General features: G+C 70.5%; 17 protein-coding genes. 10 read left to right on the top strand and 7 right to left on the bottom strand.

Features of this window, described 5'->3' with window-relative positions; translation table 11 throughout:
• Positions 1–247 precede the first annotated feature (247 nt).
• Positions 248–721 carry a phospholipase gene (locus RMT89_RS12770; protein WP_315883823.1) on the top strand — a complete coding sequence of 158 codons (474 nt, stop codon included), beginning with the start codon at positions 248–250 and terminating at the stop codon, positions 719–721.
• Here RMT89_RS12770 and RMT89_RS12765 read toward each other — a convergent pair.
• Entirely contained in the window at positions 676–1,179 is a 504-nt protein-coding gene (locus RMT89_RS12765; RefSeq protein WP_315883822.1) for a GNAT family N-acetyltransferase, read from the bottom strand. The two genes, RMT89_RS12770 and RMT89_RS12765, sit on opposite strands and share 46 nt — an antisense overlap.
• 47 nt (positions 1,180–1,226) lie before the next feature.
• Between RMT89_RS12765 and RMT89_RS12760 the strand changes: the two genes are divergently transcribed.
• Positions 1,227–2,051, top strand: a complete 825-nt coding sequence (locus tag RMT89_RS12760) for an exodeoxyribonuclease III (protein WP_315883821.1) — start codon at positions 1,227–1,229, stop codon at positions 2,049–2,051.
• A 66-nt stretch (positions 2,052–2,117) separates the two neighbouring features.
• On the opposite strand, the gene RMT89_RS12755 is transcribed toward RMT89_RS12760, so the two are convergent.
• From RMT89_RS12755 to RMT89_RS12740, 4 genes are all read right to left on the bottom strand, one after another.
• Entirely contained in the window at positions 2,118–2,300 is a 183-nt protein-coding gene (locus RMT89_RS12755) for a hypothetical protein (RefSeq protein ID WP_315883820.1), read from the bottom strand.
• A 76-nt stretch (positions 2,301–2,376) separates the two neighbouring features.
• Entirely contained in the window at positions 2,377–3,261 is an 885-nt protein-coding gene (locus RMT89_RS12750) for an SDR family oxidoreductase (RefSeq protein ID WP_315883819.1), read from the bottom strand.
• Positions 3,258–4,175: an alpha/beta hydrolase gene (locus tag RMT89_RS12745; protein ID WP_315883818.1), complete on the bottom strand. Its 918-nt coding sequence runs from the start codon at positions 4,173–4,175 to the stop codon at positions 3,258–3,260. The genes RMT89_RS12750 and RMT89_RS12745 overlap by 4 nt, the downstream gene beginning before the upstream one ends.
• Complete coding sequence (locus RMT89_RS12740; RefSeq protein ID WP_315883817.1) at positions 4,172–5,728, bottom strand: NAD(P)/FAD-dependent oxidoreductase; 1,557 nt, start codon at positions 5,726–5,728, stop codon at positions 4,172–4,174. Before RMT89_RS12740 ends, RMT89_RS12745 begins: the two co-directional genes overlap by 4 nt.
• Positions 5,729–5,903: 175 nt before the next feature.
• Here RMT89_RS12740 and RMT89_RS12735 point away from each other — a divergent pair, with 175 nt between their 5' ends.
• A complete protein-coding gene (locus tag RMT89_RS12735; protein WP_315883832.1) occupies positions 5,904–6,527 on the top strand; it encodes a MerR family transcriptional regulator in 624 nt (207 codons plus the stop codon).
• A gap of 12 nt (positions 6,528–6,539) precedes the next feature.
• Here the strand turns inward: RMT89_RS12735 and RMT89_RS12730 are convergent, their stop codons facing one another.
• Entirely contained in the window at positions 6,540–9,770 is a 3,231-nt protein-coding gene (locus tag RMT89_RS12730) for a S41 family peptidase (RefSeq protein WP_315883816.1), read from the bottom strand.
• 170 nt (positions 9,771–9,940) lie between these two features.
• Between RMT89_RS12730 and RMT89_RS12725 the strand changes: the two genes are divergently transcribed.
• The 5 genes from RMT89_RS12725 (at position 9,941) to RMT89_RS12705 (ending at position 14,881) form a co-directional block, all read left to right on the top strand.
• Positions 9,941–10,543: a TetR/AcrR family transcriptional regulator gene (locus tag RMT89_RS12725; protein WP_315883815.1), complete on the top strand. Its 603-nt coding sequence runs from the start codon at positions 9,941–9,943 to the stop codon at positions 10,541–10,543.
• A gap of 104 nt (positions 10,544–10,647) precedes the next feature.
• Positions 10,648–12,891, top strand: coding sequence for an MMPL family transporter (locus RMT89_RS12720; protein ID WP_315883814.1), 2,244 nt, complete (start codon positions 10,648–10,650; stop codon positions 12,889–12,891).
• Positions 12,892–13,037: 146 nt separating this feature from the next.
• Positions 13,038–13,553: a YbaK/EbsC family protein gene (locus RMT89_RS12715; RefSeq protein ID WP_315883813.1), complete on the top strand. Its 516-nt coding sequence runs from the start codon at positions 13,038–13,040 to the stop codon at positions 13,551–13,553.
• Positions 13,550–14,401, top strand: coding sequence for a DMT family transporter (locus RMT89_RS12710; protein ID WP_315883812.1), 852 nt, complete (start codon positions 13,550–13,552; stop codon positions 14,399–14,401). Before RMT89_RS12715 ends, RMT89_RS12710 begins: the two co-directional genes overlap by 4 nt.
• A 48-nt stretch (positions 14,402–14,449) precedes the next feature.
• Positions 14,450–14,881 carry a hypothetical protein gene (locus RMT89_RS12705; protein ID WP_315883811.1) on the top strand — a complete coding sequence of 144 codons (432 nt, stop codon included), beginning with the start codon at positions 14,450–14,452 and terminating at the stop codon, positions 14,879–14,881.
• A 27-nt stretch (positions 14,882–14,908) separates the two neighbouring features.
• On the opposite strand, the gene RMT89_RS12700 is transcribed toward RMT89_RS12705, so the two are convergent.
• Positions 14,909–16,201 carry a tetratricopeptide repeat protein gene (locus RMT89_RS12700; RefSeq protein ID WP_315883810.1) on the bottom strand — a complete coding sequence of 431 codons (1,293 nt, stop codon included), beginning with the start codon at positions 16,199–16,201 and terminating at the stop codon, positions 14,909–14,911.
• A gap of 267 nt (positions 16,202–16,468) precedes the next feature.
• Between RMT89_RS12700 and RMT89_RS12695 the strand changes: the two genes are divergently transcribed.
• Both RMT89_RS12695 and RMT89_RS12690 read left to right on the top strand, forming a co-directional pair.
• Positions 16,469–17,035, top strand: a complete 567-nt coding sequence (locus RMT89_RS12695) for an ATP-binding protein (RefSeq protein WP_315883831.1) — start codon at positions 16,469–16,471, stop codon at positions 17,033–17,035.
• Positions 17,036–17,357: 322 nt separating this feature from the next.
• A complete protein-coding gene (locus tag RMT89_RS12690; RefSeq protein WP_399498028.1) occupies positions 17,358–17,645 on the top strand; it encodes a hypothetical protein in 288 nt (95 codons plus the stop codon).
• Positions 17,646–18,034: the final 389 nt, after the last annotated feature.

The raw sequence follows: 18,034 nt of genomic DNA, 5'->3' as shown, positions 1-18,034 counted from the left end.
GACCCCTGGCCGTCCTGGCCTACCTCCGGGCCTGACCAGCCCCTTATAGCCGGCGCATACATCCGCTGTAACCCCGCCGCGAACGCTGACGCCGCTCCGAGCGACCCCTGGCCGTCCTGGCCTACCTCCGGGCCTGACCAGCCCCTTATAGCCGGCGCATACATCCGCTGTAACCCCGCGGCGAACGCTGACGCCGCTCCGAGCGACCCCCGCCGGAGCGAGCAGCGCTCCCCACGGAGGACACCTCATGCGCCGTCGTACCGCAGCCGCGTCCCTGGCCACCGCCACGCTCGCACTGACCGCCGCCCTGCTGCCCGCCACCGAGGCCGCCGCCGCGCCCGCCGACAAGGGCGCGGTCCTCAGCGGCTGGACGCAGACCAGCGCGAGCAGCTACAACGCCTTCTTCGCGGCCCGCGCCAACCAGAGCGCCTGGAGCGCCTACGGCTTCGACTGGTCCACGGACTACTGCACCACCTCGCCGGACAACCCCTTCGGCTTCCCCTTCTCCAACGCCTGCGTCCGCCATGACTTCGGCTACCGCAACTACACGGCGGCCGGCACCTTCGACGCCAACAAGGCCCGTCTGGACGACGCCTTCTACGCCGACCTCAAGCGCGTCTGCGCCGCCTACTCCGGTCTGAAGAAGACCTCCTGCGACGCGGCCGCCTGGACGTACTACCAGGCGGTCGACAAGCTCGGCCAGGCCAGCGCCTTGGCGTAGCACAGGCTCAGTTCGTGGAAGCGGTAGTAGCCGAACTTCGCGCACGGCTCATAGCCGCTGGACTCGTACAGGGCGACGGCCTCGGGCTGCTTGGCGCCCGTCTCCAGCACCATGCGCAGCCGTCCGGCCGCCCGGGCGTCCTCCTCCAGGGCGGCGAGGATGCGCCGGGCCAGGCCACGGCCGCGCATGCCGTCGGTCACATACATCCGCTTCAGCTCGGCGTCCCCGTCGAGGTTGCCCTCCCCGTTGGCGTCCTGGACGCGCCAGCCGCCCGAGGCGACCGGGGTGCCGAGCTCGTCGTAGGCGATCAGGTAGACGCCGTTCGGCGGATCGAAGTCGGCCGGGTCCATGGGGGTGGCGTCGCCGCCGTCGCCGTAGCGGACGTCGTACTCGGCCTGGACCGCGTCGTTGAGCTTCACGGCGTCGGGGTGGTCGAAGGAGACGCGACGTATGTGCATGCGGAAAACCGTACATTCATCAGTGGTCGGAATCTGGACTCCGTCCAGTGTGCCGGTATCGTGCCCGGGTGCTCACTGTGACCAGCGTGAATGTGAACGGGCTGCGTGCCGCCGCGAAGAAGGGCTTCGTGGAGTGGCTCGACGGGACCTCCGCCGATGTGCTCTGCCTGCAGGAGGTGCGCGCCGAGCCGCAGCAGCTTCCGGAGGCCGTGCGCGAGCCCGACGGCTGGCATGTCGTGCACGCGCCCGCCGCCGCCAAGGGCCGCGCGGGCGTCTCCCTCTACACCCGCCGCGAGCCCGACCGCGTCCGGACCGGCTTCGGGTCGAGCGAGTTCGACACCAGCGGCCGCTACGTCGAGGCCGACCTGCCCGGTGTGACGGTCGCCTCCCTGTACCTGCCCTCCGGCGAGGTCGGCACCGAGCGCCAGGACGAGAAGGTCCGCTTCATGGACGAGTTCCTCGCCCACCTCAAGGACCTGCGCGCCCGCGCCGCCGCCGACGGCCGGGAGGTGGTGGTCTGCGGCGACTGGAACATCGCCCACCAGAAGACGGACCTGAAGAACTGGCGCGGCAACCAGAAGAGCTCCGGCTTCCTGCCGGAGGAGCGCGAGTGGCTCGGCCAGGTCCTCGACCCGTCCGAGGGCGGCTACGTCGACGTCGTACGCGCCCTGCATCCGGACGTCGAGGGGCCGTACACCTGGTGGTCGTACCGGGGGCGGGCCTTCGACAACGATTCCGGATGGAGGATCGACCTGGCCGTCGCGACTCCGGGACTGGCCGATCGTGCGGTGAAGGCTTACGTGGAGCGTGCCGCCAGCCATGCGGAGCGGTGGTCGGACCATGCGCCGGTGACGGTGGTCTTCGAGCAGTGACAAGCCAACGTGGGGTGCCCCGAGCTCGGGGCACCCCACGTCATCGGCTCAGGCCGAGCGCAGCGGCTACGCGTCGTAGTCCTGGTCGAAACGGTCCTGCTCTTCCCGCTGCAGGCGCTCCGTCTCCTCGTCGCGGTCGCGCTGCTTGCCGCGCTGCTGCGAGCCCTGCTCGCGGGCCTGCTGCATCTTTTCCTTGGCCTGCTGCTGGAACTGCTCGGACTTCTCCTGGAACTGGTCCTTCATGCCCATGAGGTTTCACTCCCGTGATGGGTGAGGGGATCAAGCCCGACCAGATTCACACGCCCGGTGACGCGCCGCATGTCGATCAGTTACTGCGCGTAGTTCTCTCCTGCTCGTCGGCCTGTCCGCCCGCGCCCACAAGGCCGATCCGCATCCCGTCCAGCCGGTCCGCGAACCGGCGCATCTCCCGCTGGCCCACGGTCCCGATGACCGTCGGCAGATACCCCCGCACGCCCTGCATCCCGCGCAGCCACCACTGCCCGTAGACATGGCTCGACCGCCGCTCGATCCCGGCGACGATCCGGTCGACCGCGGGGCCCAGCGGATACGTCTTGTTGGACGGCCACGGCAGCCGCTGCCGCAGCTCCCGCATGACGTCGTCCTGGTCGGCGCCGCGCACCATGTCCGTGTCGGTCCAGGACAGATACCCCACGCCCACGCGTACGCCCTTGTGGCCGACCTCGGCGCGCAGGCTGTGCGCGTACGCCTCCACGCCCGACTTGGACGCGCAGTACGCGGTCATCATCGGCGCCGGAGTGATGGCGGCGAGGGAGGCGATCTGGAGCAGGTAGCCGCGGCTCTCCATGAGCACCGGCAGGAACGCCCGCGCGGTGACCGCGGATCCGATGAGGTTCACCTCGATGACCCGCCGCCACGCCACCGGATCGGAGTCCACGAAGGGCCCCCCGGAGGCGACACCGGCGTTGGCCACCACGATGTCGACCTTCCCGAACCGCTCCTTGACCTCCTGTGCCACCCGGGCCATCGCCTCGTGATCGGTGACGTCGGCGTGCCAGTGGTCGCTCTCGCTGTGCAGCCGCTCGGAGACCTGCTTGAGGGCGTCCGGTTCGAGCCCGACCAGCGCCACCTTCGCCCCGCGCGCGGAGAGTTTGCGGGCGAGCAGCTCACCCACGCCCCGCGCCGCTCCGGTGACGACGGCGACCTGTCCTTCGAGGCTCACCCTGCTCATGCGCCCTCCTTGATCTGTGCGTAGGTGACGACGAGTTCACGAATCCTGGTGCTGACCAGCTCGGGCGCCTCGACCGGCGTCATGTGCCCGAGCCCGGGAAGCTCGGTGAGCCCGACGCAGGTGGGCAGGGCGGCGGCCAGCGACCGCGCGTGCACCGGAGGGGTGAGCCGGTCGGCGGTCCCGACGACGACCGCGGTCGGCACCGTCAACTCCCGTATGCCGTGGTCGAGATCGAGCAGATCCAGCACCTGGGACCAGGAGTGCCGCACCCGGCGCGGACAGGCGTGCACGATCCGCGCGCACGCCTCGACCATGTGCGGCGCCGAACCGGGCCCCATGGTCGCGTACTTGAGGATCCGCCGGGCGAGCGGTGTGACCGGTCCGAGCGGCGCCCGCGACCCGAGGATCTGCTTGGTCAGCCACGTCCGCAGCCGCCCCGCCCGCATCGGTACGACGGTGGCCTCGGCGACCAGCCGTGACGACCCGGTGCTGCACAGCAGAACGGCGGCCGCATGCTCCCGGAACGCGGGCCGCGCCGCGGCGGCCAGCACCGTCATCCCGCCCATCGAGTGCCCGACGATCACCGCTCGCTCCGCCGGCGCGAGGGTCTCCTTCAGTACGGCTTCCAGGTCGTCGGCGAGCGCCTCGGTGCCGCAGGCCCGGCTCGCCGGACTGCGCCCGTGGCCGCGCTGGTCGTAGGCGATGACGCGGTGGTCGGTGGCGAGCTCCCGTATCTGCGCGGCCCAGAAGGCGGTCGAGCAGGTCCAGCCGTGGGCGAGGACGACGGGAGGCGCGTTGTCGGGGCCGTGCACCTCCACGTGCAGGCGCGCGCCGTCCGCGGAGATCGCGGTGAGCTCGCGCGCGGGGGCGGGCGGGGCGTAGGGCCCGGAGCTCACGTGCGTCAGGCGGCTCATGCGTCCACCTCCGCAGGCTCTTCGGCGCCGGTGTGCCCCTCGGAGCCGTCCGCGGCGCGCACCACCGCGTACTCCCCGAGATCCACCCGTCGTGTCGCGCGCCGGAACTCGCCCGTCGTGCCCGGCCAGATGGTGGTGTTGCGGCCGCTCGCGTCCAGGTACCAGCTGGTGCAGCCGCCGGTGTTCCACACCGTGCGCTTCATGCGCTCCTGCACGCGCCGGTTCCAGGCGTGCACGGCGCTCGGACGGGCGTCCAGGGCGACGCGTCCGCCGAGCCCGGGGGGTCCGGGGGGGTTCCCCCCGGAAAGCACAGCCAACTGCCGCAGGAAGTCGGCCATGTAGTTGAGCTGGCTCTCGATCATCAGGATCATCGACGAGTTGCCGAGCCCGGTGTTGGGCCCGATGACCGTCATCCAGTTCGGGAACCCGGCGGCGGACGCGCCCCGCAGCGCCTCCATCCCGCCCTTCCACGCCTCCGCGAGGGTCTGTCCGTCGGTGCCCACGACCCGGTCCGCGATGGGCATGTCGGTGACGTGGAAGCCGGTGCCGAAGACGATCGCGTCGACCTCCGCCTCGGTGCCGTCGGCGGCGACGACCGTCGAGCCGCGGATCTCGGCGAGCCCGCTGGCGACGACGTCGACATTCGGCCGGGTGAGCGCCGGGTAGTACTCACTGCTGAGCAGGATCCGCTTGCAGCCGATGCGGTAGTCCGGGGTGAGCTTGGCGCGCAGGGCCGGGTCCTTGATGGAGCGGGCCATGTTCTGCTTGGCCAGCTTCTCCACCAGGCCCAGCTCGTTGGGGTGCTTGGTGAACGCCTGGACCTGCAGCTCCCGGATGCCCCACAGCAGCCCGCGCCGGGCCAGGGTGGTGAAGGGGAGCTGCCGGTGCAGCCAGCGCTCCGCACCGCTGATCGCGCGGTCCATGCGCGGCATCACCCACGGCGGGGTGCGCTGGAAGAGGGTGAGCCGGGAGACCTCCGGCTGGATCGCCGGCACGATCTGGATCGCGGAGGCGCCGGTGCCGACCATGGCGACGCGCTTGCCGCGCAGCTCGTAGTCGTGGTCCCAGCGGGCGGAGTGGAAGACCTTGCCGGGGAAGGAGTCGAGCCCCGGGATGTCCGGCATCCTGGGGTCGGACAGCGGCCCGGTGGCGGAGACGACGAAGTCGGCCGACAGGTTCCCGCTGGTGGTCTCGATGTCCCAGCACAGCCGCTCGCCGTTCCACGCCATCCGCTTCACCTCCGAGTCGAAGCGGATGTGCGGGCGCAGCCGGAAGACGTCCGTGACGTGTTCCAGGTAGGCGCGGATGTGCTCCTGTCCGGAGAAGGTGCGCGGCCAGTCCGGGTTGGGTGCGAAGGAGAAGGAGTACAGGTGGGAGGGGACGTCGCAGGCGCAGCCGGGATAGCTGTTGTCCCGCCAGGTGCCGCCGACGCTCGACGCCCGTTCCAGGACGACGAAGTCGGTGACGCCCTCGCGCCGCAGCCGCACCGCGGCCCCGAGCCCCCCGAACCCGGATCCGACCACCGCCACCCGTACATGCTCGTGTCCGGTCATCCCGAAGCCCTCCACACCCGTGTGACTCTGCCAGTGAACACTGGCGCAATGGGAGCGTAAGGCAGCTCCGTACTCATGGGTAGGGGGTGGGCGAAGGAAAGTTACCCCCGGTACGCCATAGGCTTCCGACGTGGCAGAAGACGCTGGACGCCCCGAGGGCCGACACGAGTACCGCATGGAGGAGCTGGCCCGGCTGGCCGGCATCACCGTGCGCACCCTGCGCTTCTACCGCGAACGGGGACTCATCCCACCGCCGCGCCGCGAGGGCCGTATCGCCTGGTACGACGACCGCCACCTGGCCCGGCTGCGCACGATCTCGGCGCTGCTGGAACGCGGCCACACCCTCAGCGGCATCGCCGACCTCGCCGAGGCCCTCGACCACGGCCGGGATGTCGCCGACCTGCTCGGCGTCGCCTCCCCCACCGAGGAGGAGCCGGTCCGCCTCACCCCCGAGGAACTCGCCGCCCGCTTCGAGGGCCAGGTGACCCCGGAGAACCTGGCCGCCGCCCTCGACCTCGGCTACCTCGCCACCGACGGCGGAGAGATCGTCCACATCAGCCGCCGGCTGCTGGACGTCTCCGCCGCCCTGGTCCGTGAGGGCATCCCGCTGGCCGAGGTGCTGGCCGCGGGCAGGGAACTGCGCGCCCACGCCGACGTCCTCGCCGACCTCTTCGCCGACCTCATCCTGCGCCACGGCACCGAGGAGGACCTGCCCCGGCTGCGCCCGCTCGCGAGAAGCGTGGTGGAGGCGGAGATGTCCCTGGCCCTGGACCGCCGCCTGCGCAAGCGGGCTCAGTAAGGGCCCCGGCCTTCAGGAGCGCGGCGGCAGTTTCGGCCTCGACCTGTCCGGGACGTGGGAGTGGTCCGGCGGAGTCGCCGGGGGGTTCGTCTCCAGCAGGTCCAGGGCCAGCCGGACCGCGTCGTCCAGCTGCGCGTGGCGGCCCTCCGCCCAGTCCAGGGGGGTGCGCAGGATCTCCAGGTCCGGGGCCACCCCCTTGTTCTCGATCGACCAGCCGTACGCGTCGAACCAGGCCGCGTTCATCGGGACCGTGATCACCGTGCCGTCGCCCAGGCGGTGGCGGCCGGTCATGCCGACCACTCCGCCCCAGGTGCGCTGGCCGACCACCGGGCCCAGTTTCAGGAGTTTGAAGGCGGCCGTGATCATGTCGCCGTCGGAGGAGGTCGCCTCGTCCGCCAAGGCCACGATGGGACCCCGCGGGGCGTTCGAGGCGTACGACACCGGCTGGGCGTCCCGCGTGAGGTCCCAGCCGAGGATGGTGCGGGTCAGTTTCTCCACGACCAGCTCACTGATGTGGCCGCCCGCGTTGCCGCGGACGTCGACGATGAGGGCGGGACGGGAGACCTCCATGCGCAGATCGCGGTTGAACTGGGCCCAGCCGGAGCCACCCATGTCGGGGATGTGCAGATAGCCGCAGCGGCCGCCGCTCAACTCCCGTACGACCTCCCGGCGTTTGGCCACCCAGTCCTGGTAGCGCAGGGGGCGTTCGTCGACGAGGGGGACCACGGCGACCCGGCGCGAGCGGCCTTCGCCCTCCGCCGGGGTGAAGGTCAGCTCCACCGTCGTACCGCCCGCTCCCGCGAGCAGCGGGTACGGGCCCCGCACCGGGTCCACCTCGCGGCCGTCGACGTGGGTCAGCACCGCGCCCTCACGGATACCGGTGCCCGCCAGCGGGGAGCGGGCCTTGGAGTCGGAGGACTCGCCGGGGAGGATCCGCCGTAGCGTCCAGCCGTTCTCGCGGTGCACGAAGTTGGCGCCGAGCAGGCCCTGGCGGCGCTGGTAGTGGGGCGGGCCCTCGTTGCGGCGGGCCGGGGAGACATAGGCGTGGGAGGTGCCGAGCTCGCCCAGCACCTCGCGGAGCAGATCGGCGAACTCGTCCGGCGACGCCACCTGTTCGACCAGCGGCCGGTACTGCGCCAGCACCGCGTCCCAGTCGATGCCGCACATGCCGGGGTCCCAGAAGTAGGCGCGGATCAGCCGGCCCGCCTCCTCGTACGACTGGCGCCACTCGGCGGCGGGGTCGACCTCGTGCAGGATGCGGCGGGCGTCGATCCACACCGTGGAGTCGCTGTCGCCGGCCTCGGTGGCGGGGACCGCGCGCAGGTCGCCCTCGTCGACCACGACCAGCCGGCTGCCGTCGCCGCTGACCGCGAACCAGTCCAGATGCTCGACGAGTTCGGACTTCTTCGCCTTGCTGATGGTGAAGTGTTCGAGGGTCGGGCGGCCGGTCATGTCGTCGGGGTTGGCGAAGGTCTCGCCGAGCGCCCCCGAGATCGGCCAGCGCAGCCAGACCAGGCCGCCGCCCGCGACCGGGTACAGCGCCGAGTACTTGGAGGCGGCGACCGGGAACGGCGTCACCCGGCTCTCCAGGCCCTCGACCTCCACCGTGACCGCGCCGCCCTCGCCGCCCTCGCCGCCCTCGTCCTCCATCGGGTCCAGGCCCCCGGCGGCCGGCCGGCCCTCCGGGTTGAGGGCGAAGGGGGACGGTGTCGCCGAGGAGAGCGGCACCAGGTAGGGGCGGCAGCCGAGCGGGAAGGACAGGTCGCCGGTGTGCACGTCGTACACCGGGTCGAAGCCGCGCCAGGAGAGGAAGGCCAGATAGCGGCCGTCGCTGGTGAAGACCGGGTTCTCGTCCTCGAAGCGGCCGTTGGTGACGTCGACGATGAGCCGGTCCTTGATCCTGCCCAGCTTGATCTGGCGCAGGGAGCGGCCGATGCCAGGGTGCGACCACGTCAGCCACGTACCGTCCGGGGAGAAGGCCAGGTCCCGCACCGGCCCGTTGACCGACCGGATCAGCTCGGTCACCTCGCCGTTGGAGTCCTCGGTGGCGTCGATGAGCAGGAGCCGCCCGTCGTGGGAGGCGATGGCCAGGCGCTCGCCCTGCGGATCGGACACCAGCTCCTGGACCCGGCCCAGTTCACCCGAGGCCGGCCGGCGCGGCTCGCGGTCGCCGGTCGCCCGGGGCAGATAGGCGATCTCGATGGCGTCCTCGCCCTCGGCGTCGGTGATGTAGGCGACCTGGCCGCCCGAGCCGAGCATCTCCGGGAGCCGGACCCGTACGCCCGGAGTGTCGGTGATCGTACGGGCCGGGCCGTCGCGGTGGGTCAGCCAGTACAGGCTGCCGCGGACGACGACGGCGCTCGCGCGGCCCGTCTCGTCGACGGAGATGCCGTCGACGTGCTGAGCGGCGGGCACCTGGTAGCGGCGCCGTCCCGCGCGCGGGCCGCTCAGCCGGACGTCGAGCTTGCGCGGCTCGCCGGAGAGGTCGTCGACGATCCACAGGTCGCCCGCGCACTGGTAGACCACCCGCGTGCCGTCGCTGGAGGCGTGCCGGGCGTAGAAGGCGTCGTGGTCGGTGTGCCGGCGCAGGTCGGAGCCGTCGTAGGCGCAGGAGTAGAGGTTGCCGACGCCCTCGTGGTCGGAGAGGAAGGCGATCCGGCCGCCGACGAACATGGGGCAGGCGAGGTGGCCTTCGAGGTCGGCCAGCAGCCGTTCTCCGTGCAGCCACAGCCGGCCCGTGGCGCCGCCGCGGTAACGCTTCCAGGCGGCCGGCTCGTGCGGCGGGGTGCCGGTGAGCAGCAGGGTCTTGCGCTCGCCGGCAAGATCGGCGACCTGGAGGTCGGAGACCGGTCCCCAGGGCAGTTTGCGGCCGGGGGAGCCGTCCAGGGAGACCTTGTAGGCCCAGGTGAAGTAGGAGAAGGGCTCGCCGTGGGAGGCGACCGCGAGGATGTCGCCGTCCGGGGTCCAGCCCGTGACCTGGGTGTCCGCGCTGCCCCAGTAGCTGAGCCGGCGGCCCGGTCCGCCTTCTGCCGGGACCAGATGGATCTCGGGGACGAGACTGTGCCAGCTCGTGTACGCGATCCGCTCGCCGTCGGGCGAGAAGCGGGGGTGGCCGATCTTGGTGCGGTCCACGGTGAGTCGCCAGGCGCGGCCGGGTCCGTCCAGGGGGGCGAGCCAGAGGTCGTCCTCGGCCACGAAGCACAGCAGATCACCGTTGATGTGGGGCAGGCGCAGATAGCTCACCTCCTCATGCTTTTCCTGTCGATGGGCCCGGGCAACTCGTGAGAAAGCGGCCGGCGTGACCGAGGACACGTACGAAACGGTTTCGTTTCGCTTGAGGTCTGCGCTACATTCGTTCTGTACGAAACCGTGCCGTTCGCAGCGGAGATCCGCGGCGGAGAGGGGAGTGCATCATGGCCGAGGTCGCAACGGCGCGCCGCAGCCGGATCACGCCCGAGCGTGAGGCCGAGCTGTACGCGGCCGTGCTCGATCTGCTCCGCGAGGTCGGCTACGACGCCCTGACCATGGACGCGGTCGCCGCGCGCACCAAGTCCAGCAAGGCCACGCTCTACCGCCAGTGGGGCGGCAAGCCGCAGTTCGTCGTCAAGGCGATCCGGGCCACCAAGCCCGGGGGCGACTTCTCCGACGCCGACACCGGGACGCTCCGCGGCGACCTGCACGCCCACATGGAGCACACGGACGACTGCCAGTTGGAACAGAACGCCGCGCTGATGCGGGGTCTGGCCATGGCGGTCCATCACAACCCCGATCTCCTGCGGGAGTTCCGGGAACAGCTCATCGAGCCGGAGATGGCGGAGTTCCGCCGTGTGCTGCAGCGCGCGATCGACCGGGGTGAGATCCGCGAGGACTGCCCCGCCCTCGACTACGTGGTGCACATGATGATCGGCGCGTTCGTCACCCGGGGGCTGATCGAGGATCAGCCGCCGACCCGGGCCTTCCTCACCTCGTACATCGACGCCGTGGTCCTCCCCGCCCTCGGCGCTCCCACCAGCTGAACAAGTCCCCAGCAAGCCCACTCCACCTGACGTCACCGCTCACGTCGCCGGGCTGATCACCCCTGCCCTGAACACTCCAACGACCTGACCGGGAGTACGCCTCCGTGGCCACGTTCCTCTATCGACTCGGCCGGCTCGCCTTCCGGCGACGGCATTTCGTCGCCCTGATCTGGGTGGCCCTGCTGACGCTCGCGGGCGTCGGCGCCGCCTCCGCGCCCGCCGCGGGCACCGCCTCCTTCTCCATCCCCGGCACCGAGGCCCAGAAGGCCTTCGATCTGCTGGAGGAACGATTCCCCGGTTCCAGTGCCGACGGAGCGACCGCCCGTGTCGTCTTCCAGGCGCCGGACGGGCAGAAGCTCGCGGACACCGACAACAAGACGGCCGTCGAGCAGGCCGTCAAGCAACTGGGCACCGGCTCCGAGGTCGTCTCGGTCACCGACCCCTTCCAGACCAAGTCGGTCTCCGAGGACGGCACCGTCGGCTACGCCCAGGTCCGCTACGAGGTCTCCGGCATGGAGCTCGAGGACGCCTCCAAGGAGGCCCTGGAGCGCACCGCCGACGAGGCACGCGAGACCGGCCTGACCGTCGAGATCGGCGGTGACGCGCTCCAGGCCACGCCCGAGACCGGATCCACCGAGATCATCGGTATCGCGGTCGCCGCCGTCGTCCTCGTCATCACCCTGGGCTCGCTGGTCGCGGCCGGACTGCCGCTGCTGACGGCGATCATCGGCGTGGGCATCGGCGTCTCCACGATCACCGCCCTCGCCAACGTGCTGGAGCTCGGCTCCACCACCTCCACGCTGGCCATGATGATCGGCCTCGCCGTCGGCATCGACTACGCGCTGTTCATCGTCTCCCGCTACCGCGCCGAACTGGCCGAGGGCCGGGACCGCGAGGAAGCCATCGGCCGCGCCGCCGGAACCGCCGGCTCCGCGGTGGTCTTCGCCGGCCTCACCGTCGTCATCGCCCTGGTGGGCCTGTCGGTCGTCAACATCCCGATGCTGACGAAGATGGGCATCGCCGCGGCCGGCACGGTCGTGATCGCGGTCCTGATCGCCCTGACGATGATCCCGGCGCTGCTCGGCTACGCGGGCCGCAAGGTGCAGCCGGCGGGCTCCAAGAGCAAGCTGTTCGGCCGTAGGAAGGTTGCCGCCGAGGACAAGCCGGCCAAGCCCAACATGGGCACCCGCTGGGCGAGCTTCGTGGTCCGCCGTCCGGTCGCCGTGCTGCTCTTCGGCATCATCGGCCTCGGCGCGGCCGCGGTCCCGGTGACCTCCCTGGAGCTGGGCCTGCCCGACGACGGTTCGCAGCCGACCTCCACCACCCAGCGCCGCGCCTACGACCTGCTGTCCGAGGGCTTCGGGCCCGGCTTCAACGGTCCGCTGATGATCGTCGGCGACGCCGAGGGCAGCGACGACCCGAAGGCCGCCGCCACCGAGGTGGCCGACGAGATCAAGGGCCTGGACGGCGTCGTGTCGGTTCTGCCGGCGACGTTCAACAAGGCCGGGGACACCTTCACCATCACCGTGGTCCCCGACTCCAAGCCCTCCTCGACCCAGACCGAGGACCTGGTCCACGCGATCCGGGCCGCCGGCGCCGGCATCGAGGCCGACACGGACACCGAGGTGCTCGTCAGCGGCACCACGGCGATGAACATCGACTTCTCGCAGAAGATGAACGACGCGCTGATCCCGTATCTCGCGCTCGTGGTGGGCCTCGCCTTCCTCCTGCTGATCGCGGTGTTCCGCTCGATCCTGGTCCCGCTGAAGGCGGCGCTCGGCTTCCTGCTGAGCGTGCTCGCCGCGCTGGGCGCCGTCGTCGCGGTCTTCCAGTGGGGCTGGCTGTCCGGCCTCATGGGCGTCGAGGAGACCGGCCCGATCATGTCGATGATGCCGATCTTCATGGTCGGCGTGGTCTTCGGTCTCGCGATGGACTACGAGGTGTTCCTCGTGACCCGGATGCGCGAGGCGTACGTCCACGGCGAGAAGCCCAGCCAGGCCGCCGTGACCGGGTTCAAGCACGGCGCCCGGGTGGTCACGGCCGCCGCGGTGATCATGATGGCCGTCTTCGCCGGCTTCATCGGCTCCTCCGAGTCGATGGTCAAGATGATCGGCTTCGGCCTCGCCATCGCGGTCTTCTTCGACGCGTTCGTGGTCCGCATGGCGATCGTCCCGGCGGTGCTGGCCCTGCTCGGCAAGCGGGCCTGGTGGCTGCCGAAGTGGCTGGACCGCGCGCTGCCGAACGTCGATGTCGAGGGCGAGGGCCTGAAGGCCGCGTCCGAGGCGCGGGCGGACAAGGAGAACAAGGAGAACAAGGAGGACGACGACAAGGAGCTGGTACGCGCCTGACGTACCGCTTCCGAGCGAGACCGCCGGTGAGGGTCCCTGTGGGGACGGTGGTGCCCTCACCGGCTTCCTCATGTGCCGTTCCATCGGGTCGAGGCGCCGTTCAATCGGGTCGCCTGCCCCGTACACGTACCGCTAGCGTGCCGTGCATGACATCTGCCGATGCATCAGCCGCCGCCGGTTCAGGAGCCCACCCCCGTTTCGCCGCCGCCCTCGACGAGTTGGGGCTCGGCGCGGTCCGGGCGCAGGTCCGGCGCTTTCCGGAGGCCACCCGGACCGCCGCCGAGGCGGCCGCCGCGATCGGGTGTGAGCTGAGCCAGATCTGCAAGTCCCTGATCTTCGCCGCCGACGGCGTGCCGGTGCTCGTCCTGATGGACGGGGCCTCCCGCGTCGACATGGAGCTCGTGCGCCGGGAACTCGGCGCCGGGACGGTCACCCGGCCGAAGGCGGACGTCGTACGGGAGACCACCGGGTACGCCATCGGCGGCGTACCGCCCTTCGGGCACCGCACGCGCACGCGTGTCCTCGCCGACCGCTCGCTGCTCGACCACGACCTCGTCTGGGCCGCCGCCGGCACGCCGTACACCGTCTTCCCCATGGAGCCCAAGACCCTGATCGCCCATGCCGGCGGCACCCTGGTGGACGTGCGCGAGCGCACCGCGTGACGCCGCTGGTCGCCACGGCCGTCCTGCTCGCCGCGGTCACCCACGCCAGTTGGAACGCCCTCGCCCACCACATCCCCGACAAGCTCGTCGGGTTCGCCCTGATCTCGGGCGGCGGGATGGTGATCGGGCTTGCGACCGTGCCGTTCACGGCGGTCCCGGCGGCCGGGGCCTGGCCGTATCTGAGCGCCTCCGCGGTGATCCACATCGCGTACTACGTCCTGCTGATGCGGTCCTTCCGGCTCGGCGACTTCGGGCAGGCCTATCCGATCGCCCGCGGCACCGCGCCGCTGGTCGTCACCCTGCTCGCCGCGCTCTTCGCCCATGAAGTGCCGGACGGCTGGGCGGCCACCGGCATCGCCGTCTCGTGCGCCGGGCTGACCGGCGTCGCCCTGTGGGGCCTGCGCGGACACCGGCCCAACTGGGCGGCGATCGGCGCGGCCCTCGCGACCGGCCTGACCATCGCGGCGTACACGGTCGTCGACGGCCTGGGGGTACGCGCCTCGGGCTCCTCCCTCGGCTATATCGCCTGGCTGATGGCGGTGCAGGGGTCGGTGATCCCGGCGTACGCGCTGTACCGCCTGCGGGCGGAGACGCTCTCGGTGCTACGGCCGTTCGCCGCGCTCGGTCTGCTCGGCGCCGCGCTGTCCGTGTCGGCCTACGCCCTCGTCCTGTGGGCGCAGACGCGCGCGGAACTCGCGCCGATCGCCGCGCTGAGGGAGTCCTCAGTCAAGTCTTGCTCATGCAGTAATAGCTTCGCTGGGCAGGGGACTGTACGAGATCATCCCGTGCAGGGCATGGAAGTAATGATCGTGTGTCGGACGGCAGTGGCTACCGTTGGTCGGAAGTGACGACCGTGCAGGGGCGGCCTAGCCTTACATGGAGGCACACGCAAGGTCGTGACCACCATGCAGATCCCATCCATTCCTCAGTTCGGCCCGAGAGGCCGCCGCGCGCGAGAAATCTTCGGTGACATCCCCTGGCTTGTCGACGCCTGGGACTCCCATGGCCGTGGGGCGTCGCTTTACGGTTACGAGTGGCTGGAGTATTGCCCGCACCGGCCCGACGGCGGGGAGATCGTGGTCAGCGTCCACGAGCTCAACCGCCTGTATTGCGAGCAGTGCGCCGAAAAACAACTGTTCACGCGCACTGACATTCCGTGCAGAAATTGCGGGCAGCTCCCGGTAGACGCGGTCAGACAACTGGTCCGCGCTGGCACCTCTCTGTTGAACTTCTATGCCGTCACTTGCGCCGACTGCCCCGACGGCATCCCGGAGCAATGGAAGAACCCTGAGCCACCTAGCCCTGACCAGTACGTTTGGAGATTGTGAGCTCGGGGGGGGCTCCTCAACCCCTGCTCAGAACGGCAGCTCGGGCTTTGTGGCGCCTCGCTTGATGGTCAGGACTCGTTCGTGGAAGTCGCGTGTGGCGGGTTCGCGTGGGTAGCGGGAGCGCAGTTCCTTGTCCAGCTCGTCGGCGACTAAAAGCAGCGACGGGAGGGACTTGCGGTCGGCTTCCAAGGCCGTCGTGCCCATGCCGATGGCCTCTTCGATCTCGCCCATGCGGGCGGCGGCGACTCCGAGGGTGAGCCGGGCCTCTGCGGCGCGCATCGGGGAGATCTCGGTTCCGTCGGGCCCCGTGCTGATCCGGATCACGGATCGGGCGTGGGTGGCGGCGCGCTCGTCGTCTCCGAGGAGACGGTAGGCGTCCATCTCGTAGAAGTCCCACTTGTCGGGGTCGATGATGAAGTGGTGTTCCGGGTGGTCGGGCTTGGGGAGTCGGTCCAGGCGGGCGCGGCCGGCGTCCAGGGAGTCGCGGACCAGGCGGCCGTCACCCATGCGGGCTGCGGCGCGTGCCTTGTGTGCGTAGAGCTGGACGCCGACGGAGTGTGTCTGGTCGGCCATGTGTCCGGCCTCGACGGCGGCGAGCATGTCTTGCCAGCGGCATTGGGTGAGGGCGAACCAGGCCTCGATCTCCCATGCCCAGGCCTTGATTTCGCCGTGCCCGGCTTCCTCGCCGATGCGGAGGGCGGCGGCTTTGCTGAGGTTGGCGGCCTCGCGTTGGCCTCGGTCGTACTGGACGCACGCGTTGAGCAGGAAGAGCCATCCGGCGTCCACGAGTAGTTCGCGGTGCTGGCGGAGGGTCATCCGGCCTTCGAGCTGCTTGGTGACGTATTGCAGGCCGTTGCGGGTGCGGTCGTGGAGATAGTCGGCGTCGGCGTACGGGTAGGCGCGTGCCAGTTGGTCAATGCCCTGCTCGATCGACTCCAGGGCGGCGCTGTTGATGCTGGACATCTCCGTGCGCCGGAGCATCTCGGCAACGTCCCAGAGTCCGGCCCCGCCCTGAGCGATCAGGGTGCTCGGGTCGTCGGGCGTGGATATGGCGGCCGATCGGCTCTGTTCCCATGGGCGCGGCGCGAGTCCTGCGAGGTGACCGGGGATCCTTAGGCCGTCCACCACTTCGAGGATCTTGGTGAACTGGGTGATCCGTGGCCGTACGCCCTTGCCGTCGGTCTCGGGGCGGGCCATCTTCCCGATGTGCTCGCGCTTGTAGTTGACCGCTTCGGCGATCTTGGCGTAGCTGATGTTCCCGTGGATCTTGGCGAGTCTGAAGACCTCGCCGAAGTCGTGGCTGGCGATTGCGGACCGCACGTCTGCTCGTTCCAGTACGTGCGGCGGTAGAGCTGCTGGTGTGGGTGCAGCTTCGGCCATCTCACTTCCCCATGGTGATTGACCTACAAGTCTTCGCTTTCGATCGTGCCTTACGTCTTTTGATCATCGCGTTGTGCCTGTCTCGCGAGTGTACCCACGAGGGGGGTCCCCAAGAGGGGGGAGCGACGGGCGGGACATGGCGTGCACTCTCGGCTCACCCTGCCGGGAGGGGCTCGGCAGGCGTGACCAGAGATGGTGATCCGTGTCATGGACGCGAGAGAAGCGCGACGGCATGAACGGGTAATGGGTGACTTAGAGGCGTTCACTCACTGGTTCGCGGCGCCGGATCCGTCGGCGGGCGGGCGCTATGCGGCCTTGACGCTCTTCGCGGAGCTTCCCGACACCGCGCACGTCGCGCGGGACATGACGGCTCAGCTCCTCCGGGACTCGGGTGCGGCGGAGATCGTCGACGACGCCAAGTTGGTCGTGTCCGAGTTGGTGGGCAACGTGGTGAACCACGCGGTGCCGGAAGCCTGCCTGACCCGTCCCGGCGGCAGTCGGCGCATCCACGTGACGTTCAAGATCTGGCCGAAGTGGGTGTTCATCGGTGTGACGGATGAGGACTCGACTCCTCCGGTGCTTCCCCTCGGTGACACCTTCTCGCCTGGCCTGATGGGTGAGTTGGCGGAGGCTGTCGTGCCCGACAGTGGCCGTGGGCTGTTCATCGTCCAGCGGCTGGTGGCGGCGCTCTGGTGCACGCCGGAAGACCACGGCGGCAAGACCGTGTGGTGCCGCTTCGACCTCGACAGCAGTCCTGGAGGCGGCACGCCGTGATGATCTCCGGGCTGTCGCCTCCTCGTTGCTCCCTCGGGAGCGGGCGACAGCTCGGGGCCAGAGGTCGATTCCTCTGGTGATCGGGGCGTGGTTCCCGGGACTGCCCGTCGGGCTCCCCACCCGGCCCTCCCCGGGGGCCACGCTTCACAACCTCATACCGAGACCGGACCACCCCCGCGCCTGGCAGCAACCGGGGTGGTCCGGGAGGGGACACAGCGATCCCCGGTGCCTGATGGTACCGGGGTCGCTGTGCTGTGCATTCGCCCTGGGCCAAAGAGAGTTGACGATCTGTTACCTCGATGGGAGCGGCAAGGTGACTGGCGTGGGTGCGGAGTGGCACGGCGACGGCCTGGACGTGGCGGGCGCGGAATTCGGCCTGTGGGTTCGTGACGTCGACTACATGGCTGGCTGGCGTGAGGCTCGGGAGGCTGCCGATCAGTTGAACTTGGCATTCCTCGGGGCAGAGTTCGAGCCGTCCGAGTTACGGGCCGTGGCTGCGACTGCCGAGGACGGGCGGGGCCTCGTGCGCCTCGTCGGCACGCCCGGGGCTGTGATTCGGCTCGCCCTGCTCCTGGAGGAGCGCGCAGAGGGCAGCGGCGGTGCAGCGTGAAGTGTCTTTTCGCTGGTGAGTGGGTCACGTGGGCACGTCGCCGGCCGGAGGGACTTTGGGCGGGAGCTGCCATGGGGCGAGTGAACAGGGGGCCCTACGCTGGCCCGGCGAATCGGGCAGGCACTGGTCCTGCCCGCGTATGTGCCCGATGGGCCCCCTGTTCTTCGAGGCTCGCCCCATGGTGGCTGCCTAAAGTCCCGGAGGCCGTCGACCCCCAGCCCCGCGGCCCCCGGCCCTCGGCGGCCGGTCGACGCATCGACTCCTCGGGCGTGCTGCGGGCGCCGGGCGACCGGACGGGACCGGCGTCCACGCCGCACGCCCGGCCGGGGCGGCCGGGCGACCCGGCGCGCCGCAGGCGCGCCCTTGAGGAAGTGAAGGCTCTTTCGACC

It is taken from the genome of Streptomyces sp. P17 (assembly GCF_032436805.1).
GTDB lineage: Bacteria > Actinomycetota > Actinomycetes > Streptomycetales > Streptomycetaceae > Streptomyces.
This window is presented reverse-complemented; position numbering and strand designations above follow the sequence as displayed.